The following is a 26,458-nucleotide window of genomic DNA, read 5'->3' on the forward strand; positions in this document are numbered from 1 at the left end:
CGTGACAGGCGGCGGGCGTCTCGCCATCGTGGCCGGCAGCGGCCAGCTGCCGCTTTATGTGGCGGCTGCCGCCCGTGAGATGGGCGAGAACCCTTTCATCGTGCGCTTGCGCGACGATTCCCGTTTCGACTGGAGCGGTTTCGACAATGCCGTCATCAGTGTCGGTGATGTCGCCGGGCTGGGCCGTCTGCTGCGTGAAAATCAGGTAGACCGTGTCGTGCTTTCCGGCGGCGTGGCGCGACGGCCGGAATGGCGGGAGATCCGCCCCACGGTCGGCATCCTGCTCAAACTGCCGTCCATTGTCAGGACGCTGCTGTCGAGCGGCGATGACGCCGTTTTGCAGATGGTCATCAAGATCATTGGCACACTTGGCGCAAAAGTCATCGGCGCGCACGAGATCGCGCCCGGCCTGCTGGCTGCGACAGGCCCTTTCGGTGCACAAAAGCCCGCCGAGGAAGATCTGCGTGACATACGCAAGGCGGCTGAGGCGGCACTTGCACTCGGTAAGCTGGATGTGGGGCAGGGAGCAGTCGCCGTGGGTGGCCGTATCGTCGCGCTGGAAGGCGTTGAGGGCACGGATGCCATGCTGGCGCGCGTCGCGGCATTGCGCGCCGAAGGACGTATATCCCCGCGCCGCAAGGGTGTACTCGTAAAGCTGTGCAAGCCGCAGCAGGATGTGCGCGCCGACCTGCCGACAATCGGTGTGGAAACGGTGGAGAATGCACGCAAGGCGGGATTGGCCGGCATCGCCGTCGAAGCCGGACGGGCGCTGGTGCTTGATCGCGAGGCGATGTTGAAGGCGGCCGATGAGGCGGGCATATTCGTCTGCGGCATCGATACGTCACTCAGCGGAGACATGATGGGGGAGAGTTGATCGGATGACGGCGGCATTAAAAGTGGCGGTCATTGCCGGAGAGGTATCCGGTGATCTTCTGGGTGCGGATCTGATCCGGTCGCTCAAGGCCCGATATGCGGGCCCCGTCGAGCTGGTGGGTGTCGGCGGCGATGCGCTGGAAGCACAGGGTCTGGTTTCCCTGTTCGACTATTCCGAACTCTCGATCATGGGCTTCACGCAGGTTCTGAAAAAGCTGCCGAAGCTCATTGCGCGGATCAACCAGACCGCCCAGGCAATCGCCGCTGCAAAGCCCGATATTTTGCTGATCATCGACAGTCCGGATTTCACCCATCGCGTTGCAAAGAAAGTCCGCCGGCAATTACCGCATCTGCCTGTTGTCAATTATGTCTGCCCCAGCGTCTGGGCGTGGAAGGAATATCGCGCCACCGCGATGCTGTCCTATGTCGATCATGTTCTGGCCCTGCTGCCCTTCGAGCCGGAAGCGATGCGCCGTCTCGGCGGTCCCCCGACGACCTTTGTCGGCCATCGGCTCAGCGTCGATGCCGATGTGCTCTCTGTGCGGCAAAAGCGGGCGGAACGCTCTCTACCGGCAGATGGCCAGCCGAAAACCATCCTCCTCCTGCCGGGCTCGCGCTCCACTGAAACGACGCGGCTGATGGAGCCTTTTCAGGCGGCAGCGAGAGCTTTTGTAGAGCGCAACGGTCCGACGCGGTTTCTCCTGCCCACTGTGCCACGTCAGGAAAAACGCATCCACGAACTGGCGGCATCATGGCCGGAGGATATAAGGCCCGAAATCGGCATCGATTCCGCCTTCAAATGGAACGCGTTTGCTGAAGCCGATGCGGCCATCGCCGCTTCCGGCACGGTCATTCTGGAACTCGCACTCGCGGGCGTACCGACCATCTCGGTCTACAAGACCGACTGGATTTTCACCATGCTGAGCAAGCGGGTGAAAACCTGGACCGGCGCCCTGCCGAACCTGATCGCCGATTACGCCATCATTCCGGAATATTTCAACGAGGTCGTCAGGGCAGGCTCGATGCTGCGCTGGGCCGAGCGTCTGTCGTCCGATACCACCGAGCGGCGGGCGATGCTCGAAGGTTATGCGCTGGTGCAGCGGCGTTTGCACACGGATGTACCGCCGGGCGAAACCGGCGCGCGCATTCTTCTCGATGTCCTCAAAAACAAGAATAGCTCCTCGGTATAATCGCAGCCATCCTGTCCTCAGGCGGCGGAAATAGCGGTTTTCCGACAAGGTTAAGCCAGCTGCCGCCTTGCCGCCAATGCAGGCAGGCGAGGGGTTGGTTTTAACGCATTTGATCGTTAGGGCGGCAATCCCCAGGCTTTTATAGGGTCTGCGGCCCGCGAATTTACGTCTGGCACACCTCTTGCTTTCAATCTTGTATGCAAGATAGCCATACATCAGAAAGCGCCCAGAGCGCGGTAGAAGACGCCATCATCTCAGGCATTCTTTCCGCGCGGATCCGCCCGGGCACCCGCCTCAGCGAGAACCAGCTCGCCAGCCTTTTCAGCGTGTCGCGCACGCGCATCCGCGAGGCGATGATGCGGCTGGAGACGCGCGGCATCGTCACCGTCAGCCCGCGCCGCGGCTGGTTCGTGGTGGAGCCTTCCGCCGAAGAATCCATCAAGGTCTATGAGGCACGGCGCATCATCGAATATGGACTTTTGCGCAACCTTTCCGCCATCAGCGCGGAAGGCATAACGATCCTTGCCAATCATCTCGATGAAGAAAAGGCGGCGATTGTCAAAGGCGACCGCCAGCGCCTGACCTGCCTGATGGGCGATTTCCACATCCGCATCGCCGAAATCGCCGGAAATGACATCATCGTCGAAACGCTGCGCGACCTGACGGCCAGAACCATCCTCATCTCCATGCTCTATCAGTCCGATTTCCATGCGCAGCAATCGCATGACGGGCACTGCCGCATCTTCGAGGCGATCAAGGCGGCTGATTTTCACGGCGCCGCCGAACTCGCCATCCGCCATCTCGACGAAGTCGAAACCGGTCTCGATCTCACCCGCAGGCCGGACCCGCTCTACGAGCTTCGCAATTCGCTTTCACTGCAGCCTCTTTCCTCAAGCCCCAAGGAGTAATTCCCAATGTTTTCCAGACGTTCATTGCTTGCCATTGCCGCGATTTCCGCAACACTTGGTTTTTCGCCCGCAGCCTTTGCCGACGCGCTCGGCGATATCACTTCCCGAGGCACGATCCGCGTCGCCGTCCCGCAGGATTTTCCGCCGTTCGGCAGCGTTGGCACCGATATGGCGCCGCAGGGTTACGATATCGACGTCGCCAACCTGATCGGCGAGAAGCTCGGGGTGAAGGTCGAGCTGGTGCCGGTCACCAGCGCCAACCGCGTTCCCTATCTGCAGACCAACAAGGTCGATCTCGTCATTTCGAGCCTCGGCAAGAACCCGGACCGTGAAAAGGTTATCGATTTCTCCACCGCCTATGCGCCTTTCTTCAACGGCGTGTTCGCTCCGGACTCGCTTGCTGTCACCAAGGCGGAAGATTTGGCCGGCAAGACCATCGGCGTTACCCGTGGCGCCGTCGAGGATCTCGAACTGACCAAGGTCGCTCCCGCTGATACGACCATCAAGCGCTACGAGGACAATAACGGCACTATCTCTGCCTTCCTCGCCGGTCAGGTGGAAGCCGTCGCCACGGGCAATGTCGTGGCCGCCGCCATTCTCGCGAAGAACCCACCGAAGCGCCCCGAGCTTAAGTTCCTGATCAAAAATTCTCCCTGCTATATCGGCCTGAACAAGGAGCAGCCGGCGCTGCTGGAGAAGGTCAACGCCATCATCGCCACCGCAAAGACCGACGGTTCGCTGAACACCATCGCGCAGAAGTGGCTGAAAACCGATCTTCCGAAGGATCTGTGACCAACCCGGCAAACGCATGCGCCGGTCCCGTTTGATCCCGGCCCGGCGCATGGTTTGTCCTCTTCCGAAGGAAACATCGGGTGAAATACACATTCGATTTTGGATGGCTCCTCGAATATTATCCGCAGATCGCCAAGGGTATCGCCGTCACGCTTGAATTGATCGCCGTCGGCGGCGTTCTCGGCATCGCGCTCGGCATATTCTGTGCCTGGGTGCGCGCGCTTGGCCCGAAATGGCTGCGGCCGCCGGTCGCGACCTATGTGGAACTCATTCGCAATACGCCGTTTCTCATACAATTGTTTTTTATCTTTTTCGGCCTGCCGTCGCTTGGCTTGCAACTGTCGGAACTGAGCGCTGCCAATATCGCCATGGTGGTCAATCTCGGGGCCTATAGCTGCGAGATCATCCGCGCCGGCATTCAGGCGACGCCGAAGGGGCAGTTCGAGGCTGGCGCAAGCCTTGCCATGACCCGTTTCGAAACCTTCCGCCATGTGGTGCTGGTTCCCTCCCTGCAACGAATATGGCCGGCGCTCTCCTCGCAGGTGGTAATCGTCATGCTCGGTTCGTCGGTCGTGTCGCAGATCGCCGCCGAGGACCTGACCTTCGCGGCCAATTTCATCCAGTCGCGCACCTTCCGCGCCTTCGAAGCCTACATGGTCTCCACCGTCATCTATCTCGTGCTGGCCATTCTTCTCCGGCAGGTGCTGGTGATGGGCGGCAACCTCATTTTTCCGCGCAGGAGTGTCCGATGATCGAGTTCTCCACCTGGGATATTCTCAGAAACCTGCTGCTTGCCACGCGCTGGACCGTGCTGCTCTCGCTCGTCTCCTTTGCCGGCGGCGGCTTGGTGGCGCTGCTTCTGCTGTTCATGCGCATTTCCCGGAAAAAATCGATGCGGGTTTTCGCGCGCTATTATGTCGAGCTTTTTCAGGGAACGCCGCTGCTGATGCAGCTCTTCATCGCCTTTTTCGGCCTTGGTCTTTTCGGTATCGATGTGCCGGCCTGGCTCGCGGCGGGTCTGACGCTGATCCTGTGGGCAGCAGCCTTCCTGACCGAAATCTGGCGTGGCTGCGTCGAATCTGTCGCCAAGGGGCAATGGGAGGCGTCGGCAAGCCTTGCCATGGGCCGCCTGCAGCAGATGCGTTACGTCATCCTGCCGCAGGCCATGCGCGTGGCTATTCCACCGACCGTCGGTTTTTTCGTGCAGGTCATCAAGGGAACGGCGGTGACCTCGATCATCGGTTTCGTGGAACTGTCCAAGGCCGGCACGGTCGTCACCAACGCCACCTTCCAGCCCTTCACCGTTTATGGCCTCGTGGCCCTCATCTATTTCGCGCTGTGCTGGCCTCTGTCGAAGAGCAGCCAGATCCTCGAAAGGAAGCTCAATGTCGCTCATCGAAATCACTGAAGTCCGCAAAAGCTATGGCAGCAACGAGGTTCTGAAGGGCATCAATCTCGATGTCGAGCCGGGCGAGGTCATCGCCATCATCGGCAAGAGCGGATCGGGAAAATCGACCCTGCTTCGTTGCATCAACGGGCTGGAGACGATTTCGGCCGGTTCCATATCGGTCGCCGGCGCACAGCTTCTCGAAGACGATCTCCATCTCAAGGCACTCCGATTGAAGGTCGGCATGATCTTCCAGCAGTTCAATCTCTTCCCGCACCAGACCGTCGGCGGCAATGTCATGCTGTCACAGATGGTGGTCAAGAAGACGTCGAAACCGGAGGCGGAAGCCGTTGCCCGCAAGATGCTGGAGCGGGTTGGCCTGGCGCATAAATTCGATGCCTATCCCGATGAGTTGTCAGGTGGCCAGCAACAGCGCGTCGCCATTGCCCGCGCCCTCGCCATGCAGCCGATCGCTTTGCTCTGCGATGAGATCACCTCGGCGCTCGATCCCGAACTGGTTGCGGAAGTGCTTGCCGTGGTGCGGGAACTCGCCGCCGAAGGCATGACGCTCTTGATGGTGACGCATGAAATGAAGTTCGCGCGCGACGTCTGCTCTCGCGTCGTCTTCATGCATGAGGGCAGGGTGCATGAAATTGGCCCGCCGGAAGAGGTGTTCGCCAATCCCGCAACCCCCGAACTCAAGCAGTTCCTGGGCGTTGCGGCGCGCCACTAAGAACCACTCAGACGCCCAACAAAAAAGGCCGGCGGGTGAAAACCTGCCGGCCTTTGATCTCAAATGGTTTCGCGGCTTAGCGCTTGGAAGCCGGAACGTAGTCGCGCTTGCCGGCGCCCGTATAGAGCTGGCGCGGACGACCGATGCGCTGCTGCGGATCTTCGATCATTTCGTTCCACTGTGCGATCCAGCCGACGGTGCGGGCGAGAGCGAAGAGAACGGTGAACATGGTCGTGGGGAAGCCGAGCGCCTTCAGCGTGATGCCCGAATAGAAGTCGACATTCGGGTAGAGCTTCTTCTCGACGAAATACGGATCGGAAAGGGCGATCTTTTCCAGTTCCAGAGCAACCTGCATGATTGGATCGTCGGAGTTGCCAGTGGCTTCCAGCACTTCGTACATCGTCTTCTGCATGATCTTGGCGCGCGGGTCGTAGTTCTTGTAGACGCGGTGGCCAAAGCCCATCAGGCGGAACGGATCGTTCTTGTCCTTGGCGCGGGCGATATATTCCGGAATACGGTCAACCGTGCCGATCTCGTTGAGCATGTTGAGCGCCGCTTCGTTGGCGCCGCCATGAGCCGGGCCCCAGAGGCAGGCAATGCCAGCCGCAATACAGGCGAACGGGTTGGCGCCCGAAGAACCGGCAAGACGCACCGTGGAGGTGGAGGCGTTCTGCTCGTGATCGGCATGCAGGATGAAGATGCGGTCCATGGCGCGGGCCAGAACCGGATCGACCTTGTAGTCCTCGCACGGTACGGCAAAGCACATATGCAGGAAGTTGGAGGCGTAATCGAGATCGTTCTTCGGGTAAACGAAGGGCTGGCCGATATGGTACTTGTAGGCCATGGCGGCGATCGTCGGCATTTTTGCGATCATACGCAGCGAAGCGACCATGCGCTGGTGCGGATCGGTAATGTCGGTCGAGTCGTGATAGAAGGCCGAGAGAGCGCCGACCGTGCCGCACATGACGGCCATCGGATGCGCGTCGCGACGGTAGCCGGTGAAGAAGCGGCTCATCTGCTCATGCACCATGGTGTGACGCGTGACGCGGGTGTCGAAATCCTTCTTCTGCGCAGCCGTCGGCAGTTCGCCGTAGAGCAGCAGGTAGCAGGTTTCCAGGAAGTCGCCCTGTTCGGCAAGCTGCTCGATGGGGAAACCACGGTGCAGGAGAACGCCTTCGTCACCGTCGATGTAGGTGATCTTGGATTCGCAGGAGGCCGTCGACGTGAAGCCCGGGTCGTAGGTGAAGGAGCCCGTGTGCTTGTACAGCGTGGCGATATCGACGACGCTTGGTCCAATCGTGCCTTCCCTGACCGGGAGTTCGACCTGTTTTTCGCCAAGTGTCACTGTAGCGCTTTTTTCCGTCATACTGATCCTCCGAAAACATGCGGGTGGGGGCGTTGAGACACGCCCCGCGGTTAAGCGTCTACCGATTAGCTATATGATCCTTGCGCCGATGCCAAGCTATCCAAAGGTCAAATTGTGCATTGCGGCATACGCAATTGCGTTGCTTTTCGCTTTATCATCATAGCAATTCGATCTCGGTCAACGCAGGGTTAAAGGAAAGCATTGCAATCCCTCGCATCCGCCTGCAAACCTGTTTCCGGTGCGGCAGGGGCGCGGCGCAGAGTGCTTGGTCAAGGGGAAAAAAAGCATTTCGGATATGCGGAAACGATGCAGGGCGGCTTGCCCGGCACGGCGGAGATTCTGTTCCCGCTACGCAGAGCCGGGGATGTCGCGACATATGATACGCCCGCCCTTGTCAGCAGGCCAAAACTGCGAGCTGTCGCCTCTCAAAAAATCGCCGCGTGCTTCGCCGAGGAGCGTGCATTCGGCCACGATTTTCTTTTCGTGCCGGTCTTCATCGGCTGTGGTGCGATCTTCTGGTTTTCCCTCGATACCTCGCCTTCATTCCCTGTTCTGGCAATCATATGTCTCATTGCCGCGGGCCTGGCATCCTTCACGAAATATCGTTCGGGCCTGGCAGCGACGGCCTGCGGCTTTTTCGCGCTGTTCTTGCTGGGCATGCTTTTCGCCGAGGTCGAAACGCGGCGGGTGGGAACCGTGGTGCTGGATACACCCGTCACCACTACCATTACAGGCACGGTGACGCGCCGGGAGGTCGATGCACGCGGGGATTGGCGATATGTGGTGCGGCTTGCCGCGACGGAGGCGCCGGCATTGTCACGCCCGCCGGAAAAGGTCTCGCTTCTCTCACGCGGGGGAGGTGAGCCTGTCGCACTGGGCGCGACCATTCGTGGTAAGGCGCGGCTTTCGCCACCATCCGGCCCGGCTTTGCCGGGGCTCAACGATTTCGCCTTTGCCTCCTATTTCAGGGGCATAGGCGCGACGGGCTTCTTTTATAAGCCGCCACAGACGGTCATATCACCCGAAGATGACATCAGCGCCGGAACGGACTGGCTGGAATGGGCCGATATGAGGCTTTACGGCCTGCGCACCGCCATTGCCGAACGCATTCGCAACACCATCGGCGGGGACGCCGGAGCCTTTGCCGCCTCCATCGTCACCGATGAGAGACAGGCCATATCTGCCGGGACGATGGAAGCGCTGCGGCTTTCCGGCCTTGCCCACATCGTCGCCATATCCGGGCTCAACATGGCGCTCGCGTCAGGCATATTTTTTGTGGGGCTGAGGCTTGCCTTCAGCCTTTTTCCGGCCTTTGCGCAGCGCTGGCCCGTCAAGAAGATCTCGGCTTTCGCCGCACTCCTGATGACGCTTGCCTATTATCTGATTTCCGGTTTCGCCGTCTCCGCCGAACGGGCCTGGCTGATGATGTCGGTGATGCTGATCGCTGTTCTCTTCGATCAACCCTCGCTCAGTCTCAGGAATGTTGCGCTTTCCGCTCTGGTCATTCTTGCCTTGTCGCCCTCGGAAATCATGGGGCCGAGCTTCCAGATGTCCTTTGCCGCAACCATCGCGCTCGTCGCCTCCTATGCCGCCTGGAGCCGCTGGCGTGTTGATCGCGAGCGTCTGTTCATCGGGCGCAAACCGGCATGGATGACGGTGGCGCAAACGGCGGGCGCCATCATCGGCGGAGTCATCACGACCTCGTTGATCGGCGGTCTTTCGACTGCGATCTATTCCGCCGAGCATTTTCAGCGTGTCACCACCTATGGACTTTTTGCCAATCTGGCCGCCATGCCGCTCATGTCGCTGATCGTCATGCCTTTCGGCCTTGTCGCCATGCTGCTGATGCCTTTCGGGCTCGATGCTCCGTTCCTCAAGGTCATGGGTTACGGTATGGCTCTCGTGATCGAAGTTTCTCGGGAGGTGGCCTCCTGGGGAGGAAGCGCTGCGACGGGGCGGCCACATGGCTGGTTCCTGGGGCTTGCCTCCGTTGGTTTTCTGCTGCTGGCATTGTTACGCAGCCGGCTGGCGCTTCTTGGTTTGCCGTTTCTGGTCCTCGCCTTTGGCCTGTCGGCGGCCACGGCCTATCGCAATCCGCCTCATCTGCTTGTTCATGAGGATGGCATGCTGGTGGCGCTGCTGGAGGATGGCAAAGCCTACACGACGAAAACACGGCCGCAGGGTTTCGTTTATGACCAGTGGCAAAGGGCACTGCTGTTGCCGGAACAGCCAGTTCCGCCGGTCTTTCTCAAGAGCGAGGCTGCGGCAACCACCGTGGCTTTAACCAAGGCGAAGCTTGATCCGGAAAAGATGAGGGCGGTTACACGGCAGATGACGGTGGCCCTGAGAGACGCGGAGCCCGGTATTTTCACCTGCAGCAAAGGCATATGGTGTGCCGCACGCGCGGGAAGCGGCGAATGGATCATCGTTCTGGAAGATGGTCGATTTGCCGGAAAGGCATGTGATATCGCCGATATTGTCGTCGTTTCCCGCAGAACATCCTTCTCCCAATGCCGCTCGGGCGCACTTCTGCTTAACCGCGATATCCTGCGCCGGATCGGTTCACTGGAAATAGACTTTGCCGGCAGCGATCAGGTAGCGGTAGTCGGCAGGTTGCGCGCCGCGATAGCCGGCATGGACAGGCCCTGGAGCGAACATCGCTATTACGACTGGAAAAGCGGCCGTTTTGACCATGAGGTCCCTGATGCCGTCACGCGGTTGCTGGCGGCACCACAATGAGGGCCGCCAGCCTGGATCGTCAGGCCTTGATGCGCAGATCCGTCGTCAATTCGCCGATCCCGCCGATTTCCTCTTCATGCGCCGCGTCGCGCCAGGTTTCCTTCAGTCCGGCCTCGTACCATTCGCGCATGGCGGGCAGGGCGAGCAGCCGGTCACAATAGGCTTTCGCTGCGGGCGAAAGTTCCGCGCCATAGGTCTGGAAACGGAAAGCCACCGGGCAGAAGAAGGCATCGACCGCCGTAAATTTCTGGCCGGCAAGAAAGGGCCCGCCAAATTTTGCCAGGCCTTCGCTCCACAGCGCATCAACGCGCTTTATGTCGGCCGCTAGCCCGGTATCACCACCCTTCGGTTTTACGCGAATGCCGACCGACATGGGGTAGAGATTGCGCAGCGAGAAAAAGCCCGCATGCATTTCGCTCGCAGCCGAACGCGACCAGGCTCTTGCCTGCTTGTCGCTCGCCCAGACGCCCTGATGTCGCTCCGCCAGATATTCGGCGATCGACAACGATTCCCAAACCGTCACGCCTTCATCAACGAGGCAAGGCACCTTGCCGGTTGGCGAAAAGGTGGAGAAGGAAACGCCTTCGCCGAAGGGAACGAGTTTTTCATCGAAAGCAATGCCGAGCGTGCGCATCAATACCCATGGCCGCAGTGACCATGAGGAATAGTTCTTGTTGGCGATATAAAGATCGTACATGGCGTGTTCCCCGATATGATGCGCATTTCTATACCGGCGGATGGGCCCAGGAATATTGCAAATAATCCATGGCTCCCATAAGCCGCATTGATGAGTGGGACAGGAAGAAAAGAAGCACCTGCAGGTCACCATTCGGAGATAACGACGAAACACACCGCGACGAGACTGATGACCTGCATCCTTTCTCAACGAAATTAAGGATGCTCATTTTCAATCATCTGTTTCTTACCGCTGCCTGCTGGCCTTCGCGATAAAAGATGTGCGGACCTGCCAGACGATGTCGCTTCTCACTTATGCAGAACCGCATCATTCCAAGGAGCAAGCTGCAATGCTCCATAAGGGGAGCGCCATCCTCTTGATGGTGCCCGCAGCAAAAGGAATTGCGGCCCCATGCCTTGAATCAATGGTAACGGCGGATCAGTCCGACCAGCTTGCCCTGGATTTTCACCCGGTCCGGTCCAAAAATACGCGTTTCATAGGCCGGGTTTGCCGCCTCGAGCGCAATGGAGGCGCCCTTGCGACGGAAACGCTTCAGGGTGGCTTCCTCATCATCCACCAGCGCTACAACGATATCACCCGGATTTGCCGTATTGCCATTGCGGATGATGACGGTATCGCCATCAAAAATGCCGGCCTCGATCATCGAGTCGCCCTTGACCTCAAGAGCGTAATGTTCGCCCGAACCCAGCATATCAACAGGCACGGCCACATCGTGGGTATTGTTCTGGATGGCGGAAATCGGCACACCGGCAGCGATGCGGCCCATGACCGGCACGGTGACGGCCCCGACGAGATCATTGGCCGGCGTCTTGGGGGCAGGGGCCGCTTCCGACGCCTTGGGTTTGCCAAGGCTGCCTTCGATGACGCTCGGCGAAAAGCCGCGCTGCGGCCTTGCACCCGGCGTATAGGCCTCAGGCAGCTTGATGACTTCCAGCGCTCGCGCTCTATTTGGTAGCCGGCGAATAAACCCGCGCTCTTCGAGGGCGGTGATCAGGCGGTGGATGCCAGATTTCGAGGCAAGATCGAGTGCGTCCTTCATTTCATCGAAGGATGGCGGCACGCCGGACTCTTTCATTCGTTCATGAATGAAGAGAAGCAATTCCTGCTGTTTGCGCGTGAGCATGAGGAAAACACCCTTTAGAATCGTAGTGGAAGTCGCGAAACAAATACAGAACGAACACTATATGTTCCATATGTGTTCCGCAATCCCCTAAAATTTCGTGAAGCTGCTATCTGTTGTTTTGATGATTTGCTTCTTGGCCTACGATTGTGCTTTTCTGCGGCCCAAATCGTCCAGGCATGTCCGGGCGGAGTGCCAGCGCAGGAAACAGGTCATGATGAAATCCCATAGCGTCGATCATCTCGTTCTGCCGGTGCAGGATATCGGCGTTGCCGCGAAACGTCTCGCCAGCCTTGGATTTACGGTCTCACCGGAGGCTTTGCATCCTTTCGGCACCCGAAATGCCTGTGTTTTTTTTACCGACGGGACCTATCTGGAGCCGCTCGTAATTGCTGATCCGGCTAAATATAATGCGTCGGCAGACAGGGGAGATGTGTTCACGGGCAGGGACAGGGCCTTCCGGCAACGTGACGGGCGGGAGGGTTTTTCGGCTCTTGTCGCCAAAACCGAAGATGCCCTTGCCGACCATGACAGGTTTCTGACGTCTGGCGTGTCAGCGGGCGATGTGTTCCAGTTTTCGCGGCCTGTGCGGATGCCGGATGGATCGGAAAGCGAGGCGGCGTTCCGGCTGGCTTTTGCGGCAAGCGGGGCGGCGGATTTCTTTCTGTTTAGTTGTCAGCGGCTGCAGGCCCTGCCGGGCGATCGAACAGTGCTGGAGCGCCATGCCAACGGTGTCTCCGGCCTCAGTGAAATCGTTCTGTTCTCCGGTGATGATCCGAACGCGGCGCGCTTGATCGAAACGGTGTTTGGTTGTGAGGGCAGAATATCTCCGGATGGTGATATGGTTTTCGCGACCGACAATGCGCGCATCAGATTGACCGGAAAACCTGATTTCAGCGGACAGGCCCCGAATACTCCTGATTGGAGCGGCGGCGGATTGCGCGGTGCGGGCATCGTCTTTTCGTCGCACGATCTTGCCGTGACAGAGGCGGCGCTTGCTGCTAATGGCGTGTCCTGCGCAAAAGCGGACGGTCGCCTGGTGGTGCCTGCGGCACCCGGTCAGGGCGTTGCCTTCGCCTTCGAGGAAAAATGATGAGCGTTACGAACAATCTCAAAGTCACCGCCGGCGACGGCGTCAGCAAGGTTTCCTTCTCCAATGCCGAGCGTTTTTCGCTGATTGCCGGCCCGTGCCAGATGGAAAGCCGCGAACATGCCTTCATGATTGCAGGTGTCCTGAAAGAGCTTTGCGACAGCCTCGGGATCGGACTTGTCTACAAGTCCTCCTTCGACAAGGCGAACCGCACCTCGCTTTCCGGCAAGCGCGGTATCGGCCTTGACAGCGCGATGCAGGTTTTCGCTGATCTCAAGAAGGAATTCGGCTTTCCTGTTCTGACCGACATTCACACCGAGGAGCAATGCGCCATCGTTTCCGAGGTGGTGGATGTGCTGCAGATTCCGGCTTTCCTCAGCCGCCAGACCGATCTTCTCGTCGCCGCCGCCAAAACCGGCCGTGTCATCAACGTCAAGAAGGGCCAGTTCCTGGCGCCCTGGGACATGAAGAACGTGCTCGCCAAGCTTAATGAGAGCGGCAACCCGAATGTGCTTCTGTGCGAGCGCGGCGCTTCCTTCGGTTACAATACGCTGGTCTCCGACATGCGCTCCCTGCCGATCATGGCATCGCTTGGCGCGCCGGTCGTGTTTGACGCCACCCACTCGGTGCAGCAGCCGGGCGGGCAGGGTGGCTCCACGGGCGGCCAGCGCGAATTCGTCGAGACCTTGGCACGCGCGGCGGTCGCCGTCGGCGTGGCCGGCCTCTTCATCGAGACCCATGAGGACCCTGATAATGCGCCGTCTGACGGCCCCAACATGGTGCACCTGAAGGACATGCCGAAACTGCTCGAAAAGCTTCTGGCTTTCGACGCCATCACCAAAGCCTGAGGGCTGGCCGCTGCGGCGGGCGCCGTTTGTGCCAATCGATTTTAATGGCGGGCGGGCCGTTTCCGCTGCCCACCGTCATTGTAATTTCTTCGCCATCGTCTAAGACAGGCGACGGAAAATATCTGTTCCATTCCCAAGGGAGAGACCATGACTGCCATTACCGATATCATCGCGCGCGAAATCCTCGACAGCCGCGGCAACCCGACCGTTGAAGTCGACGTTTATCTCGAAGACGGCTCCATGGGCCGTGCCGCCGTTCCCTCCGGCGCCTCCACCGGCGCGCATGAGGCGGTTGAGCTGCGTGATGGCGGCAAGCGTTATCTCGGCAAGGGCGTGGAAAAGGCGGTCGAAGCCGTCAATACGGAAATCTTCGACGCGATTGGCGGTTTCGACGCTGAAAACCAGATCCAGATCGACCAGATGATGATCGCGCTCGACGGCACGCCGAACAAGTCGCGTATCGGCGCCAACGCCATCCTCGGCGTGTCGCTCGCCGTTGCGAAGGCTGCCGCTGAAGCGTCCGGCCTGCCGCTTTACCGTTATGTCGGCGGCCCGAACGCGCATCTGCTGCCGGTTCCGATGATGAACATCATCAATGGCGGCGCGCATGCAGACAACCCGATCGATTTCCAGGAATTCATGATCCTGCCGGTCGGCGCGGAAAACATCCGCGAAGCCGTGCGCATGGGTTCGGAAGTGTTCCATACGCTGAAAAAAGAACTGTCGGCGCAGGGCCACAACACCAACGTCGGCGACGAGGGCGGTTTTGCACCGGGCCTCGAAAGTGCGCCGGCTGCGCTCGATTTCATCATGAAGTCGATTGAAAAGGCCGGTTACCGTCCGGGCGACGACATGTTCGTTGGTCTTGACTGTGCATCGACCGAATTCTTCAAGGACGGAAAATACGTTCTCGAAGGCGAAGGCCGCACGCTGGAGCCGGGCGCGATGGCTGAATATCTCGCCGATCTGGTCGGCAAGTATCCGATCATCTCCATCGAAGACGGCATGGCTGAAGACGACTGGGAAGGCTGGAAGACGCTGACCGATCTCGTCGGCAACAAGTGCCAGCTGGTGGGCGACGATCTTTTCGTCACCAACTCCGCACGTCTTCGCGACGGCATCAAGATGGGGGTTGCCAACTCCATCCTCGTCAAGGTCAACCAGATCGGTTCGCTTTCCGAGACGCTGGATGCGGTCGAAACGGCGCACAAGGCCGGTTACACCGCCGTCATGTCGCACCGCTCGGGCGAAACGGAAGATTCCACCATCGCCGATCTCGCGGTTGCCACCAATTGCGGTCAGATCAAGACCGGTTCGCTTGCCCGTTCCGACCGGCTCGCGAAGTACAACCAGCTGATCCGTATCGAGGAAATGCTGGGCCCGCAGGCCGCTTACGCCGGCCGTTCGATCCTGCGCGGATAATTCGCGTTCAGGTTTGGCGACGTGGCCCGCCGCTTGGCGGGCTGAGGTTGGTGAAAGACGTGTCCACGCATGAGACGTCGTCCTCGGGCCTGACCCGAGGATCCACCTTCCAAACCACTTATAGATCCTCGTCCCAAGGGCGAGGATGACGAAGTTGAGAGGAGAACTTTCTTTGCAAACGTAGCCCGCCTTCCGGCGGGCTTTTTTGCGTCCGTCAGCCGACAGGAATTTAAGGTCAACGGATAGTTAAACAATCCGGCTTAGTCTCAGAATCACGTTGTGCGTTTTAAGGCTTCTCTCCGGCATGTGGACCAGACATCATAAAAAGAGACGATTCGGCCGTTTGATCGTTCCGGCCATCACGATCGCTTTTCTTTCCTATTTCGGGTATCATTCCATTCATGGCGACTTCGGCCTGCAGGCGACGGAGCGGCTGGAGCGGCAGCGCATTACCCGCACCGCGGAGCTCGCAAAGCTCACGCAGGCGCGCGTGGCGCTTGAGCGGCAGGTGGAATTGATGAGCGACGGCTCGCTTGAGCGGGACATGATCGACGAGATTTCGCGCTATCAGCTCAATATGTCCCGTACGGACGAAATTGTCATCATGAATACCTACTTCTAATTAACCGAAATCAAGTTAATTAATGATTTGTGATTTATTCACAGCACTTTAGCGTGAATATGTGCCATGCGTTTAAAGCATTGCTGCATGGCATTTTCTTGCATATGGTACGCGCCACTCTATCCATTCAAACGGCAACTCAGGGAGGGATGAATGGCGCCGCGAAAACCAGCGACCGTATCCGGCCGAAAGACAACGGCAAAGGCTGCAGGCGAATTCACCGGTAAGAACAGCCCGGACTTTTCGAAGGAAGAAGAGCTTCACGCCTATCGTGAGATGCTTCTCATCCGTCGCTTCGAGGAAAAAGCCGGCCAGCTTTACGGCATGGGCTTCATCGGTGGTTTCTGTCACCTCTACATCGGTCAGGAAGCCGTTGTTGTCGGCATGCAGATGTCTCAGAAGGAAGGCGATCAGGTCATCACCGCTTACCGTGACCACGGCCATATGTTGGCTCTGGGCATGAGCGCGCGTGGCGTCATGGCCGAATTGACCGGCCGCAAGGGCGGCCTGTCGAAAGGCAAGGGCGGCTCGATGCACATGTTCTCCAAGGAGAAGCATTTCTACGGCGGCCACGGCATCGTCGGTGCGCAGGTTTCGCTCGGAACCGGTCTAGCCTTCGCCAATAAATATCGCGGCAACGACAATGTCTCCGTGACCTATTTCGGTGACGGCGCCGCCAACCAGGGTCAGGTCTACGAGAGCTTCAACATGGCCGCTCTCTGGAAACTGCCGATCATCTATATCGTTGAAAACAACCGTTACGCCATGGGCACCTCGACCGCCCGCGCCACCGCACAGTCGAACTATTCGCTGCGCGGCCAGTCCTTCGGCATTCCCGGCATCCAGGTGGATGGCATGGATGTGCGCGCCGTAAAGGCAGCCGCCGATCAGGCGCTGGAACATTGCCGCTCCGGCAAGGGGCCGATCATTCTGGAAATGCTGACCTACCGTTACCGTGGTCACTCCATGTCCGACCCGGCGAAATACCGTTCGAAAGACGAAGTGCAGAAGATGCGCTCCGAACATGACCCGATCGAGCAGGTCAAGGCACGGCTTCTGGAGCAGGGCTGGGCAAGCGAAGACGAGTTGAAGGCCATCGACAAGGATGTCCGTGATATCGTCGCCGATAGCGCAGACTTCGCCCAGAACGACCCAGAGCCGGATGTATCCGAGCTCTACACCGACATTCTGCTCTGATCGGGAAAGGGAAACCCATGCCAGTAGAAATTCTTATGCCCGCCCTTTCCCCGACCATGGAGGAAGGCACGCTTTCCAAATGGCTTAAAAAGGAAGGCGACAAGGTCACATCCGGCGACGTGATTGCCGAGATCGAGACCGACAAGGCGACCATGGAAGTGGAAGCTGTGGATGAAGGTGTTATCGGCAAGCTGCTGATCGACGCCGGCACCGAAGGCGTCAAGGTCAACACGCCGATCGCCGTTCTCATCCAGGAAGGCGAAAGCGCTGCCGACATCTCTTCTTCCGCCAAGAAGGAAGAGCCGAAGGCTGAAGCTGCAAATTCCGATTCGGATGCCGCAGGCGGCAAGACCCGCGAAGCATCCGAGGAGCCGAGCGCTGCCAAGGAAGCCGCAAAGGTTCCGGCAGCACCTAAGATCGAAGTCGCTGCCGATCCGGATATTCCTGAAGGCACGGAAATGGTGATGACGACGGTGCGTGAAGCGCTGCGCGACGCCATGGCCGAAGAAATGCGCGCCGACGAAAAAGTCTTCGTCATGGGTGAGGAAGTCGCCGAATATCAGGGCGCCTACAAGATTACCCAAGGCCTGTTGCAGGAATTCGGCGAACGCCGCGTCATCGACACCCCGATCACCGAGCACGGTTTTGCCGGTATCGGCGTTGGTGCGGCAATGACGGGCCTGCGGCCCATCGTCGAATTCATGACCTTCAACTTCGCCATGCAGGCGATCGACCAGATCGTCAACTCGGCAGCGAAGACACTTTACATGTCGGGCGGCCAGATGGGTGCGCCGATGGTGTTCCGCGGTCCTTCGGGTGCTGCCGCCCGCGTTGGCGCTCAGCATTCGCAGTGTTATGCCGCCTGGTACAGCCATATTCCGGGCCTCAAGGTCGTCATGCCGTATACGGCTGCCGACGCGAAGGGTCTTCTGAAGGCGGCTATCCGCGATCCGAACCCGGTCATCTTCCTTGAGAACGAAATTCTCTACGGCCAGAGCTTCGAAGTACCGAAGCTCGATGATTTCGTGCTGCCAATCGGCAAGGCGCGCATTCATCGCAAGGGCACGGACGCGACCATCGTTTCCTTCGGCATCGGCATGACCTACGCGATCAAGGCGGTTGCGGAACTCGAAAAGCTGGGCATCGACGTCGAACTGATCGATCTGCGCACCATCCGTCCGATGGATCTGCCCACCGTCATCGAATCGGTCAAGAAGACCGGTCGTCTGGTCACGGTCGAGGAAGGTTTCCCGCAGTCATCGGTCGGTGACTTCATCGCCAACCAGGTCATGCGCGCCGCTTTCGACTATCTCGATGCGCCGATCCTGACGATCGCCGGCAAGGACGTTCCAATGCCTTACGCGGCAAACCTCGAAAAGCTGGCTCTGCCCAACGTCGATGAAGTCGTTCAGGCCGTCAAAACCGTCTGCTACAAGTAAGGGGAGGCGTTTCGATGCCGATAAACATCACCATGCCTGCCCTTTCTCCCACCATGGAAGAGGGCAATCTGGCCAAGTGGCTGGTCAAGGAAGGCGACAAGGTCGCACCCGGTGACGTGATTGCCGAGATCGAGACCGACAAGGCGACCATGGAAGTGGAAGCCGTCGATGAGGGCACGGTCGCCAAGCTGGTCGTTCCCGCCGGCACTGAAGCGGTCAAGGTCAACGCCCTGATCGCCATCCTCGCTGCGGAAGGCGAAGATGTCGCCGAGGCGGCACAGGGCGGCAATGCCGCGCCTGCTCCGTCTCAGGCCAAAGCCGAGGCACCGAAGGAAGAGAAGAGCGAAGCTGCGCCAGTCAAAGCTGAAAAGCCTGTAGCCGATCAGGCAGCCGCAGCTTCCACACCGGCTCCGGTGGCAAAGTCTGGTGAGCGCATTTTCGCTTCGCCGCTTGCCCGTCGTCTTGCCAAGGAAGCCGGTCTCGACCTCACGGCCGTCTCCGGGTCCGGCCCGCATGGCCGCATCGTCAAGACCGACGTGGAAAAGGCTGCCGCTTCCGGTGGTGCGAAGGCAGCTCCTGCCGCCGCAGCATCCGCAGGCGCACCGGCTCCGGCACTTGCCAAGGGTCCGTCCGACGAAGCCGTTCTCAAGCTGTTCGAGCCGGGTTCCTACGAGCTGGTGCCGCATGACGGCATGCGCAAGGTCATTGCCAAGCGTCTGGTCGAATCCAAGCAGACCGTTCCGCATTTCTACGTTTCCGTGGATTGCGAACTGGATACGCTTCTGGCGCTGCGCGCCCAGCTCAACGCCGCCGCTCCCGAAAAGGACGGCAAGCCCGCCTACAAGCTTTCGGTCAACGACATGGTCATCAAGGCGCTGGCTCTCGCGCTGCGCGACGTGCCTGATGCCAACGTCTCCTGGACGGAAAGCAACATGGTCAAGCACAAGCATTCGGATGTCGGCGTTGCCGTTTCCATTCCGGGTGGCCTGATTACGCCGATCATCCGCAAGGCGGAAGAGAAGTCGCTCTCCACCATCTCCAACGAGATGAAGGACTACGGCAAGCGCGCGAAAGAGCGCAAGCTGAAGCCCGAGGAGTATCAGGGCGGCACAACGGCCGTGTCCAACATGGGCATGATGGGCGTCAAGAGCTTCTCCGCCGTCATCAACCCGCCGCATGCCACCATCCTGGCTGTCGGTGCGGGCGAACAGCGCGCTGTCGTGAAGAACGGCGAGATCAAGATCGCCAATGTCATGACGGTCACGCTTTCCACTGACCACCGCTGCGTCGATGGCGCGCTCGGAGCCGAACTGATCGGCGCCTTCAAGCGCTACATCGAAAACCCGATGGGCATGCTGGTTTGATCGGAGAATAACATGGTGAAGTCGGTCCTCTGCTTTGGCGATTCCCTGACCTGGGGATCTGATGCGGAAACGGGTGGCCGGCACAGCCATGACGATCTTTGGCCGAGCGTCTTGCAGAAGGCGCTCGGTTCCGACGTGCATGTGATCCATGAGGGTCTTGGCGGCCGCACCACCGCCTATGACGACCTGACGGCCGATTGCGACCGCAACGGCGCGCGGCTTCTGCCGACGCTGCTGCACAGCCATGCGCCGCTTGATCTCGTCATCATCATGCTCGGCACCAACGACATGAAACCGTCGATCCACGGCTCGGCGATTGTCGCCATGAAGGGTATCGAGCGGCTGGTGAAGCTCACGCGCAACCATGTCTGGCAAGTTACGGACTGGGAAGCGCCTGACGTGCTGATCGTCGCGCCACCGCAACTCAGTGAGACGGCAAACCCTGTCATGGGCGCGATCTTTCGCGATGCAATCGATGAGTCGGCGATGCTGGCTTCCGTTTACCGGGACCTTGCCGACGACCTCGACTGCGGATTTTTCGATGCCGGGTCTGTCGCCCGCACGACGCCGGTGGACGGCGTCCATCTCGACGCTGAAAACACGCGGGCCATCGGGCGCGGGCTGGAGCCTGTCGTCCGCATGATGCTCGGACTTTGACACTCATTCTCGTTTCGGGGCGGTTTGCCGTCACCCGAATAAGACAAGGCAGGATTTCCAATGGCTCAATCTTATGACGTCATCATCATCGGTTCGGGACCAGGCGGTTACATTGCCGCGATCCGCGCAGCCCAGCTCGGCATGAAGGTTGCGGTCGTGGAGCGCGAGCATCTGGCCGGCATCTGCTCCAACTGGGGCTGCATTCCCACCAAGGCGCTGCTGCGCACCGCCGATGTCATGCACACCGCCACCCACGCCAAGGATTACGGTCTGACGCTGGAAGGCTCGATCAAGCCTGACGTCAAGGCGATTGTGGCGCGCTCGCGCGGCATTGCTGCGCGCATGAACAATGGCGTCGGTTTCCTGTTCAAGAAGAACAAGGTCGATATCATCTGGGGTGAAGCCAAGATCACCAAGCCGGGCGAAATCGTTGTCGGAAAGTCCACCAAGCCGGTGGTTCAGCCGCAGGGTCCCGTGCCGAAAAACACGCTGGGCGAGGGCACCTATACCGCCAAGCACATCATCGTCGCCACCGGCGCACGCCCGCGCGCGCTTCCGGGCATCGAGCCGGATGGCAAGCTGATCTGGACCTATTTCGAGGCGATGAAGCCGGAAGAACTGCCGAAGTCGCTGCTCGTCATGGGGTCGGGCGCCATCGGCATCGAATTCGCCAGCTTCTACCGCACCATGGGCGTCGACGTCACCGTCGTCGAAATCATGAGCCAGGTCATGCCGGTTGAAGACGCGGAAATCTCCACCTTCGCCAAGAAGCAGCTCGAAAAGCAGGGCATGAAAATCCATCTGGAGACCAAGGTTTCCAAGGTCGAGAAGGGCGCGAACTCCATCACCGCGACGCTTGAGAAGAAGGATGGTTCTTCCGAAAAGATCACGGCCGACCGCATGATTTCCGCCGTCGGCGTCGTCGCCAATATCGAAGGCATCGGGCTTGAGGCTGCAGGCGTGAAGACCGATCGCGGCTTCATCGTCATCGACGGTTACGGCAAGACCAATGTACCTGGTATCTACGCCATCGGCGATGTTGCTGGCCCGCCGCTGCTCGCCCACAAGGCGGAGCATGAGGCCGTCATCTGCGTCGAAAAGATCGCCGGTCTGCCGAATGTCCATCCGATGGACAAGCTCAAGATTCCTGGCTGCACCTATTGCAACCCGCAGGTCGCCTCTGTCGGCCTCACCGAAGCCAAGGCGAAGGAACAGGGCCGCGATATCCGCGTCGGTCGCTTCTCCTTTGCTGCGAACGGCAAGGCCGTGGCGCTCGGCGAAGATCAGGGCATGGTCAAGACCATCTTTGATAAAAAGACGGGTGAACTGCTTGGCGCGCATATGGTCGGTGCGGAAGTGACCGAACTCATTCAGGGCTTCGTTGTTGCGATGAACCTTGAGACCACTGAAGAAGACCTGATGCACACGATCTTCCCGCATCCGACCATTTCGGAGTCGATGAAGGAAAGCGTGCTCGACGCCTATGGGCGTGTGCTGAACGCATAATTGCTCCGTGATACCCGGCATTGTCTAACCTTGCCGGGTGTCCCATATGTCTCGATGCAGGTCGCTCAAGGGGCCGGTTCTTTCAGGGAGCGTGGAATGGAAAGTGTAGGCTGGATTGCAGCAATCATCATCGGCGGTCTCGCCGGCTGGCTTGCGGGCAAGCTCATGGACATGCGCTTCGGCGTTTTCATGAACATCGTCCTCGGCATCGTCGGTTCGGTGGTGGCTGTTGCGGTGCTGAGAACCTTCGATGTTTTCGTGCAGGACAGCAGGCTCGGCTACTTTGTCACGTCTTTCCTCGGCGCCAGCCTGCTGCTGTTTCTGGCGAAGCTGGTGCGGCGCTGACAAGGCTTCGTGACCGGAAGGGGCTTACGCTTTTTCTGGAATTGTTCTAAAGCATCCGGCCAACAGATGTTTAGATCGCTAAAGGCGATGGAAGCAGGTTTTAAATGGTCACTATTCTCGACAGGACTTCGTCCGAAGAAAAGCGTATTCGCCACCCGGAAAAGGCGCATAAGCCCGATACCGAGGTCATGCGCAAGCCGGAATGGATCCGCGTCAAGGCGCCGACCTCCAAGGGCTATCACGAGACGCGCGAACTGGTGCGTTCGCACAAGCTGGTCACGGTGTGCGAGGAAGCCGGCTGTCCGAATATCGGCGAGTGCTGGGACAAGAAGCACGCGACCTTCATGATCATGGGTGAAATCTGCACCCGCGCCTGCGCCTTCTGCAACGTCGCGACCGGCAAACCCAATCCGCTTGACATGGACGAGCCCGAGAACGTCGCCAAGGCCGTCAAGCAGATGGGCCTTTCCCACGTCGTCATCACCTCGGTCGACCGCGATGACCTCGCCGATGGCGGCGCCGAACATTTCGAGAAGGTGATCTGGGCGATCCGCGCCGCGTCTCCGACGACGACCATCGAAATCCTCACGCCTGACTTCCTGAAGAAGCCGGGCGCGCTGGAACGTGTTGTTGCCGCCAAGCCCGATGTCTTCAACCACAATATGGAAACCGTTCCTGGCAACTACCTGACGGTTCGCCCCGGCGCGCGCTATTTCCACTCCGTGCGCCTCCTGCAGCGGGTGAAGGAACTCGATCCCACCATGTTCACCAAGTCGGGCATCATGGTCGGCCTTGGCGAAGAGCGCAACGAAGTGCTGCAGCTGATGGACGACCTGCGCAGCGCCGACGTGGACTTCCTGACCATCGGCCAATATCTGCAGCCGACCCGCAAGCACCACAAGGTCGAGGCCTTCGTGACGCCGGAGGAATTCAAGTCCTATGAGACGGTGGCCTACACCAAGGGCTTCCTGATGGTCTCGTCGAGCCCGTTGACCCGCTCCTCTCACCATGCCGGCGACGATTTCGAGCGCCTGCGTGCGGCCCGCGAGAAGAAGCTGCTGACTGCTGCTGAGTAATCAGGGGCGGAAAGGCTGGGCAAAACGACGTGTCATCGCACGTTTTGCACGCTCTCATGCTCGGGCTTGTCCCGAGCATCTGCAACCTCTGTACTTTACGATACGTGATTGGATTCTCGGGACGGGCCCGAGGATGACGTTGAGCTGGAGGCGATTCTTACGAAATGGCTCAATCGCCTGTCTTCGGCCCTTAAGCTAATTACGCCACAACCTTCGTCGGGCGATGCGCCCGCATGCACAGCACCACGCTCAGCACTACTGAGCAGATCGCGACGACCTCAACCAGCGTCGGGCCACGTCCCTCCCAGAGAAAACCGTAAAGCAGCGCAAACAGCGTTTCGAACAGGATCATCTGTCCGACCATGGTGAGCGGCAGAAGCCGGCTCATGCGGTTCCATAGCGCATTGCCGATGATCGAGGCGGTGACGCCGAGGCCTGCGGCAACGGCGGCGAAATGCAGCCAGTCGCCTGAAGTGTGGCTTGCGCCGCCAAAGCCGAAAGCCGGAATTGCCAGCGCCAGAGCCAGCGCGCCGGTCACAACACCCGTCATCATGTTCCAGTCATCGGCGCTGACATCGTGAAGGCGGGAAAGCCAGCGCGCGTTACCGACGGCGAAGGCCGTCCACGAGGCAAGTGCGCCGAGTGCGCAGGCAAGGCCGATGACGCGTGAAACATTGAGCCCACCATCGCCTTGCACCAGCGATTGCCAGGAAATGCCGACAATGCCGATCGCGCCGAAAACAAGCGACGGCCATAGCCGCCGCAGCGATACCGCGCCGTGGTCGCGACTGCCGATGATGGTGACGGCGACGGGCAGGAAACCGATGATGATGGAGGTGAAAGCGACACCGCTGAGTTTAACGGCTGTCGATATGAAGACATAATAGGCGATATTGCCGATCATGCTCAGCCAGCCGAGCGCAAACCATTCCTGTATGCCAAAACGGGCGGAAACCCGCCTGATGCGCGGTCCGATGATGATGAGGGAAATCAGCCCGTAGGTGAGGTAACGCGCCGTCGACAGTTGTAGGGCGGAAAAGTCCGGCACGAGTTTGGGGGCGAGAAAGATGCCTCCCCACATCGCTCCCGCCAGCATGCCATAAAAAACACCGAGACCTGTCCTGTTCATGTCCTGTCACATCCGCATTCGCATTTGCCTGCGATGTGCCACAGCCCTTTCCGGCTGTCTTGACAAAAACTCCTGATGACCGTGTCGACGGTTCTAATGAATGCCGCGGTTTCGGCGATAGGCAGCGGGCGTTTCACCCACCGCATTGCGCATGGCGCGCGTCAGTGCCGTCTGGTCGGAAAAGCCGGCCCGCAGGGCAATCTCGGCAATTGGCAGGGCGGAATCGTCGAGCAATACCAAGACCTTGTCCATGCGCAGCCCGGCCAGCCAGCGGTGAGGCGGGAGGCCGAATTCCTCGAGAAACAGAGCATGCAAACGGCTGTCGCTGATCGTCACGCAGGAGGCAAGCATCCCGATGGTCCAGGGGAAGAACGGTTCCGCCCTGACGACCGCGGCGAGCCTGTGCAGGCGTTGGCGGATATCGGTTCGTTCATCGGCTAGGCTGTCGATCAGCAGCGGCGCCCACAGACCGGCAATATCGTCGCGCCGCCCATCCGCTCCGATGATGCCGCGCATATAGGCGATCAATTGCCGGGTATCCTGCGCTATGTCGAGAAACGGCGAACGGGCGAATTTTTCGAGGGTTTGCGCGGGAAGGGCGCTTTCATCGATATCGACCACCAGTGAGTGATTGCTCGCTGTCGCTTCCTGGGTATGCGGTGTGTCGCGATGGATGAAGACGCCGCGCCCGGTCGACAATTCATCCTGCCGTCCGGCTACATCGATCAGCAGACGCCCGGAGACCGGAAGAACGATCTGAACGAAGCCATGCCGTTCCTTCGGTCTTTCTTCCCTGTAGGTTCTGATATCGGCGGATGCGGCTGTCATGACGCTGTCGTTTCCATTGTGCAAAGAAATGGCCGCCTCGAAAAAGCGGCCGGTTTCATTGTTTGATTATGACATCGTCTTGAAGATTGGGCCAGTCGGCTTTATCCGTCGGCTCTGCGCGCCGGCAATTAACAGTCTTCCTTGGCGGTCGATTCGCCGCGTTTGCGCTTGCGCAGAACCGGCTTGTTTTCTCTCGCCTCGCATTTCGCGACATCGATAAGATAGGCAAGCACCGGCATGCCGTTCATCGATGCGAGTTGTTTTGCGGATTCGAGAAGGTTGATGATGTTGGAAAAATCGTCCATCGGCTCACTCAGTGGCTCAAAGCGGTTATGTATCGGGTCTGAACCCAAGGATGAATACGCTGGGTGAAATTGGGAGCTTCCAGCGCCGTTGCATCCAATGGGTGTAATATTAGTCGCAAATAAATAGCAATCCCTGCGACGGAGTTACAATAGTCAATTTTCCGTAACTGCCATGCGCGGTAACGATATCGCTCAAGGGTTATGACCGGGTGGCAGAAATATATCCAGCGGTTGGATGAGGTCTATCAAATGCCGAACTATCTTCACAGGGTAGAAGATGCTGCCGCGATTATCGCCGGCGCGCAGCGCATATTGGTCGTTGGCTGTTCCGGCGGCGGCAAGTCGACGCTTTCGCAGAAGCTCGCGGGCAATTTCGGGCTTCGTTATATCTCCATGGATCGGGAGATTTTCTGGCTGCCCGGCTGGCAGGCGCGCGCCCGCCATGAGCAGCGGCAGAGGATAGCCGCCATCATCACCGAAGAGCGCTGGCTGATGGACGGCAGCAACCCGTCGTCTTTCGATATGCGCCTGCCGAGGTCCCACATCGTTCTCTGGGTGCGCATGCCGCGCTGGCTCTGCCTGTGGGGCGCCGTCAGCCGGGCGATCAAGGGTTACGGCAAGGCGCGGCCCGAAATGGCGGAGGGATGTCCCGAAAGGATAGACATCGATTTCCTGCGCTATATCTGGAATTTCGAACGCCGCCATGCCCCGATTTTCGAGCAGAATTTCGCGCTTTATGGTCCTGATGTGCCGGTATTCCAGCTGAAAAGCCGAAAACAGTTTCGCCGCCTTCTTGATCTTCTCGTTATCGAGGATTAACTGCCG

General features: G+C 59.3%; 26 protein-coding genes. 20 read left to right on the forward strand and 6 right to left on the reverse strand.

Annotated elements, in window-relative coordinates:
* Nucleotide 1: 1 nt before the first annotated feature.
* From MRBLRC7O_RS05470 to MRBLRC7O_RS05500, 7 genes are all read left to right on the forward strand, one after another.
* The gene (locus MRBLRC7O_RS05470) at nucleotides 2-874 is read left to right on the forward strand and encodes an LpxI family protein (RefSeq protein ID WP_162690413.1); all 873 of its coding nucleotides are present in this window, start codon (nucleotides 2-4) and stop codon (nucleotides 872-874) included.
* Between the two features lie 4 nt (nucleotides 875-878).
* Entirely contained in the window at nucleotides 879-2,063 is a 1,185-nt protein-coding gene (lpxB, locus tag MRBLRC7O_RS05475) for a lipid-A-disaccharide synthase (RefSeq protein WP_060726174.1), read from the forward strand.
* Between the two features lie 197 nt (nucleotides 2,064-2,260).
* Nucleotides 2,261-2,971 carry a GntR family transcriptional regulator gene (locus MRBLRC7O_RS05480; RefSeq protein ID WP_003502578.1) on the forward strand — a complete coding sequence of 237 codons (711 nt, stop codon included), beginning with the start codon at nucleotides 2,261-2,263 and terminating at the stop codon, nucleotides 2,969-2,971.
* 6 nt (nucleotides 2,972-2,977) lie between these two features.
* The gene (locus MRBLRC7O_RS05485; protein WP_003502579.1) at nucleotides 2,978-3,763 is read left to right on the forward strand and encodes a transporter substrate-binding domain-containing protein; all 786 of its coding nucleotides are present in this window, start codon (nucleotides 2,978-2,980) and stop codon (nucleotides 3,761-3,763) included.
* Between the two features lie 80 nt (nucleotides 3,764-3,843).
* Nucleotides 3,844-4,515, forward strand: a complete 672-nt coding sequence (locus MRBLRC7O_RS05490) for an amino acid ABC transporter permease (RefSeq protein ID WP_003502580.1) — start codon at nucleotides 3,844-3,846, stop codon at nucleotides 4,513-4,515.
* Nucleotides 4,512-5,171, forward strand: a complete 660-nt coding sequence (locus MRBLRC7O_RS05495; RefSeq protein ID WP_003502581.1) for an amino acid ABC transporter permease — start codon at nucleotides 4,512-4,514, stop codon at nucleotides 5,169-5,171. The genes MRBLRC7O_RS05490 and MRBLRC7O_RS05495 overlap by 4 nt, the downstream gene beginning before the upstream one ends.
* On the forward strand, nucleotides 5,149-5,883 hold the full coding sequence (locus MRBLRC7O_RS05500; protein WP_060726176.1) for an amino acid ABC transporter ATP-binding protein: 735 nt from the start codon (nucleotides 5,149-5,151) through the stop codon (nucleotides 5,881-5,883). Before MRBLRC7O_RS05495 ends, MRBLRC7O_RS05500 begins: the two co-directional genes overlap by 23 nt.
* A 76-nt stretch (nucleotides 5,884-5,959) precedes the next feature.
* On the opposite strand, the gene gltA is transcribed toward MRBLRC7O_RS05500, so the two are convergent.
* Nucleotides 5,960-7,249, reverse strand: a complete 1,290-nt coding sequence (gltA, locus tag MRBLRC7O_RS05505) for a citrate synthase (protein ID WP_080866116.1) — start codon at nucleotides 7,247-7,249, stop codon at nucleotides 5,960-5,962.
* A gap of 306 nt (nucleotides 7,250-7,555) precedes the next feature.
* Here gltA and MRBLRC7O_RS05510 point away from each other — a divergent pair, with 306 nt between their 5' ends.
* The gene (locus MRBLRC7O_RS05510; RefSeq protein WP_080866117.1) at nucleotides 7,556-9,988 is read left to right on the forward strand and encodes a ComEC/Rec2 family competence protein; all 2,433 of its coding nucleotides are present in this window, start codon (nucleotides 7,556-7,558) and stop codon (nucleotides 9,986-9,988) included.
* Nucleotides 9,989-10,007: 19 nt separating this feature from the next.
* On the opposite strand, the gene MRBLRC7O_RS05515 is transcribed toward MRBLRC7O_RS05510, so the two are convergent.
* Nucleotides 10,008-10,685, reverse strand: a complete 678-nt coding sequence (locus MRBLRC7O_RS05515) for a glutathione S-transferase family protein (RefSeq protein ID WP_003502589.1) — start codon at nucleotides 10,683-10,685, stop codon at nucleotides 10,008-10,010.
* A gap of 400 nt (nucleotides 10,686-11,085) precedes the next feature.
* Nucleotides 11,086-11,808 (reverse strand): transcriptional repressor LexA, encoded by a 723-nt coding sequence (lexA, locus tag MRBLRC7O_RS05520; protein WP_020810865.1) that lies wholly within the window; start codon nucleotides 11,806-11,808, stop codon nucleotides 11,086-11,088.
* Between the two features lie 211 nt (nucleotides 11,809-12,019).
* Between lexA and MRBLRC7O_RS05525 the strand changes: the two genes are divergently transcribed.
* From MRBLRC7O_RS05525 to lipA, 11 genes are all read left to right on the forward strand, one after another.
* Complete coding sequence (locus MRBLRC7O_RS05525) at nucleotides 12,020-12,898, forward strand: VOC family protein (protein ID WP_080866118.1); 879 nt, start codon at nucleotides 12,020-12,022, stop codon at nucleotides 12,896-12,898.
* Nucleotides 12,898-13,743: a 3-deoxy-8-phosphooctulonate synthase gene (gene kdsA, locus MRBLRC7O_RS05530; protein WP_080866119.1), complete on the forward strand. Its 846-nt coding sequence runs from the start codon at nucleotides 12,898-12,900 to the stop codon at nucleotides 13,741-13,743. The genes MRBLRC7O_RS05525 and kdsA overlap by 1 nt, the downstream gene beginning before the upstream one ends.
* 147 nt (nucleotides 13,744-13,890) lie before the next feature.
* Complete coding sequence (gene eno, locus MRBLRC7O_RS05535) at nucleotides 13,891-15,165, forward strand: phosphopyruvate hydratase (RefSeq protein ID WP_003502596.1); 1,275 nt, start codon at nucleotides 13,891-13,893, stop codon at nucleotides 15,163-15,165.
* 304 nt (nucleotides 15,166-15,469) lie between these two features.
* Nucleotides 15,470-15,787, forward strand: coding sequence for an FtsB family cell division protein (locus tag MRBLRC7O_RS05540; protein ID WP_003502598.1), 318 nt, complete (start codon nucleotides 15,470-15,472; stop codon nucleotides 15,785-15,787).
* 153 nt (nucleotides 15,788-15,940) lie between these two features.
* Nucleotides 15,941-16,984 (forward strand): pyruvate dehydrogenase (acetyl-transferring) E1 component subunit alpha, encoded by a 1,044-nt coding sequence (gene pdhA / locus MRBLRC7O_RS05545; RefSeq protein WP_003502601.1) that lies wholly within the window; start codon nucleotides 15,941-15,943, stop codon nucleotides 16,982-16,984.
* Between the two features lie 17 nt (nucleotides 16,985-17,001).
* Entirely contained in the window at nucleotides 17,002-18,423 is a 1,422-nt protein-coding gene (locus MRBLRC7O_RS05550; RefSeq protein WP_003502603.1) for a pyruvate dehydrogenase complex E1 component subunit beta, read from the forward strand.
* Nucleotides 18,424-18,437: 14 nt separating this feature from the next.
* Complete coding sequence (locus MRBLRC7O_RS05555) at nucleotides 18,438-19,787, forward strand: pyruvate dehydrogenase complex dihydrolipoamide acetyltransferase (protein WP_003502605.1); 1,350 nt, start codon at nucleotides 18,438-18,440, stop codon at nucleotides 19,785-19,787.
* A gap of 12 nt (nucleotides 19,788-19,799) precedes the next feature.
* Nucleotides 19,800-20,444 carry an SGNH/GDSL hydrolase family protein gene (locus MRBLRC7O_RS05560; RefSeq protein WP_003502606.1) on the forward strand — a complete coding sequence of 215 codons (645 nt, stop codon included), beginning with the start codon at nucleotides 19,800-19,802 and terminating at the stop codon, nucleotides 20,442-20,444.
* Nucleotides 20,445-20,504: 60 nt separating this feature from the next.
* Nucleotides 20,505-21,950 carry a dihydrolipoyl dehydrogenase gene (gene lpdA, locus MRBLRC7O_RS05565; protein WP_003502607.1) on the forward strand — a complete coding sequence of 482 codons (1,446 nt, stop codon included), beginning with the start codon at nucleotides 20,505-20,507 and terminating at the stop codon, nucleotides 21,948-21,950.
* 96 nt (nucleotides 21,951-22,046) lie between these two features.
* Complete coding sequence (locus MRBLRC7O_RS05570) at nucleotides 22,047-22,295, forward strand: GlsB/YeaQ/YmgE family stress response membrane protein (RefSeq protein WP_003502608.1); 249 nt, start codon at nucleotides 22,047-22,049, stop codon at nucleotides 22,293-22,295.
* 104 nt (nucleotides 22,296-22,399) lie between these two features.
* Complete coding sequence (lipA, locus tag MRBLRC7O_RS05575; RefSeq protein ID WP_003502609.1) at nucleotides 22,400-23,371, forward strand: lipoyl synthase; 972 nt, start codon at nucleotides 22,400-22,402, stop codon at nucleotides 23,369-23,371.
* A 199-nt stretch (nucleotides 23,372-23,570) separates the two neighbouring features.
* On the opposite strand, the gene MRBLRC7O_RS05580 is transcribed toward lipA, so the two are convergent.
* The 3 genes from MRBLRC7O_RS05580 to MRBLRC7O_RS05590 form a co-directional block, all read right to left on the reverse strand.
* Entirely contained in the window at nucleotides 23,571-24,500 is a 930-nt protein-coding gene (locus MRBLRC7O_RS05580; protein WP_003502610.1) for a DMT family transporter, read from the reverse strand.
* A gap of 93 nt (nucleotides 24,501-24,593) precedes the next feature.
* Nucleotides 24,594-25,328: a helix-turn-helix transcriptional regulator gene (locus tag MRBLRC7O_RS05585; RefSeq protein WP_003502611.1), complete on the reverse strand. Its 735-nt coding sequence runs from the start codon at nucleotides 25,326-25,328 to the stop codon at nucleotides 24,594-24,596.
* 128 nt (nucleotides 25,329-25,456) lie between these two features.
* The gene (locus MRBLRC7O_RS05590) at nucleotides 25,457-25,633 is read right to left on the reverse strand and encodes a hypothetical protein (RefSeq protein ID WP_003496171.1); all 177 of its coding nucleotides are present in this window, start codon (nucleotides 25,631-25,633) and stop codon (nucleotides 25,457-25,459) included.
* Between the two features lie 249 nt (nucleotides 25,634-25,882).
* Between MRBLRC7O_RS05590 and MRBLRC7O_RS05595 the strand changes: the two genes are divergently transcribed.
* Nucleotides 25,883-26,452, forward strand: a complete 570-nt coding sequence (locus MRBLRC7O_RS05595; RefSeq protein ID WP_035212510.1) for a P-loop NTPase family protein — start codon at nucleotides 25,883-25,885, stop codon at nucleotides 26,450-26,452.
* Nucleotides 26,453-26,458: the final 6 nt, after the last annotated feature.

The organism is Agrobacterium radiobacter, from assembly GCF_040801995.1.
Classification (GTDB): Bacteria; Pseudomonadota; Alphaproteobacteria; order Rhizobiales; family Rhizobiaceae; genus Agrobacterium; species Agrobacterium radiobacter.